This window comes from Mycobacterium sp. 1423905.2 (assembly GCF_001673155.1).
Lineage (GTDB): Bacteria > Actinomycetota > Actinomycetes > Mycobacteriales > Mycobacteriaceae > Mycobacterium.
The window spans coordinates 1-1,829 of the sequence record NZ_LZLE01000085.1; the positions used below are offsets into that span (position 1 = coordinate 1).

Below are 1,829 nucleotides of genomic sequence, written 5' to 3' on the forward strand. Positions count from 1 at the left end.
TGGCGGGGATGCCCGATTGGCCGCGCTGCCCCCGCAACGCGAGCTACCGGCGCGCCGACGCGTAGGCTCAAGCGGTGGCCAAAGAGTTCTCGCGAATCGACGAGTCGCTGCGCGAGTTCATGCAAAACCAGGCCATGTTCTTCGTGGCCACCGCGCCGTCCGAAGGCGGCCGAATCAACCTGTCGCCCAAGGGCTATCGTGACACCTTCGCCGTCCTCGACGAGCACACGGTGGCCTATCTCGACTTGTTCGGCAGCGGGGTCGAGACCATCGCGCATCTGCGCGACAACGGGCGTATCACCCTCATGTTCTGCTCGTTCAGCCGCAATTCACGCATCCTGCGACTGTTCGGCACCGGCCGAGTCGTCCGCCCCGACGATGCCGAGTTCGTCGAGCTGACAACACATTTCGCCGGAGAGCACCCTGGCCTGCGGGCCGCGATCGTCGTCGACGTCGAGCGCATCGCCGACGCTTGCGGCTTTGCGGTGCCTTACTACGAACTCGTCGACGAGCGGCCGGTGCTCGACGCGCACCACGCCAAGGCGCCCACTGAGAAGTACGTCCGCGCGGTGCAACGCAATCAGCACAGCATCGACGGCCTGCCGGGGCTCGACCCCGACCATCCCCTGCCGCCTGCTCGCTGACCGTCCCCTCACCGCTTGAGCCTACGCGTCGGCGCGCCGGTAGCTCGCGTTGCGGGGGCAGCGCGGCCAATCGGGCATCCCCGCCATAGAAGTCCAACACGCGCGGGTCCATCACCCGCCGCCACAGCGGCGGAACCAGCGCCACCAGCACCATGGTGGCGTACCCGCTGGGCAGTTGCGGCGTCTCGTCGACATGCCGCAAGGCCTGGTAGCGGCGCAATGGGTTGGCGTGGTGATCGGAATGCCGTTGCAGGTGAAACAGGAAGATGTTGGCGACCACCGTGTTGCTGTTCCAGCTGTGCGCGGGACGCACGCGTTCGTAGCGGCCGCTGGGCAGCTTCTTTCGCCGCAGCCCGTAGTGCTCCATGTAGTTCACCGTTTCCAGCAAGCAGAAGCCGACGATCGCCTGTCCGAACAGCCAGGGCAGGACCACGGGCCGGAACCAGGCGGCGAGCACGGCGAATAACACGACGCTGAGCAGCCAGGCGTTGAGCACTTCGTTGTGCACGTTCCAGTGAGACCTGCCTCGGCTGCCGAAGCGATCTTTTTCCAGCCGCCACGCGGAGCGGATCCCGCCCGACACCGATCGCAGGAGGAAGGCGTAGAGGCTCTCGTGCAAACGTGCGCTGGCCGGATCTTCCGGAGTCGCAATCCGGACGTGGTGGCCACGGTTGTGCTCGACGAAGAAGTGTCCGTAGCAGGTCTGGGCCAGCGCGATCTTGGACAGGCGGCGTTCGGCGCGCGATCGGGTGTGCCCGAGGTCGTGGGCGGCATTGATGGCCAGCCCGCCGATGAGCCCCACCGTCATCATCAAGCCCAGCTTGTCAACCAAGCCCATGGAGACCCACCCGCCACCGGCCCACAGCCAACAGGCCAGCACCACCGATCCGTACTGATTCGGCAGGTAGAGGTAGGTGGCCCAGCGGTAGAACGGGTCGCTTTCCAGCCGAGCCAGCACGCTGTCGGGCGGATTGTCGGAGTCGCGCCCCACCACGTGATCGAGCACTGGGATCAGTCCGAACGCCAGCACCAACCCTGTCCACCAGAACGCTCGGACTCCGGTGGTCCACACCAGCAGCCAGGACGCGGAGACCAGAACCGGTACCGCCGCGCCGACGCGTAGGCTCAAGCGGTGGCCAAAGAGTTCTCGCGAATCGACGAGTCGCTGCGCGAGTTCATTCATAA

General features: G+C 66.0%; 1 protein-coding gene and 1 pseudogene. One reads left to right on the top strand and one right to left on the bottom strand.

Annotated elements, in window-relative coordinates; translation table 11 throughout:
- Positions 1–74 precede the first annotated feature (74 nt).
- Positions 75–644: a pyridoxamine 5'-phosphate oxidase family protein gene (locus A9W95_RS04575; protein ID WP_067409430.1), complete on the top strand. Its 570-nt coding sequence runs from the start codon at positions 75–77 to the stop codon at positions 642–644.
- Positions 645–672: 28 nt separating this feature from the next.
- Here the strand turns inward: A9W95_RS04575 and A9W95_RS25950 are convergent.
- Positions 673–1,773: pseudogene (locus tag A9W95_RS25950) on the bottom strand (alkane 1-monooxygenase); the annotation flags it as partial.
- Positions 1,774–1,829 lie beyond the last annotated feature (56 nt).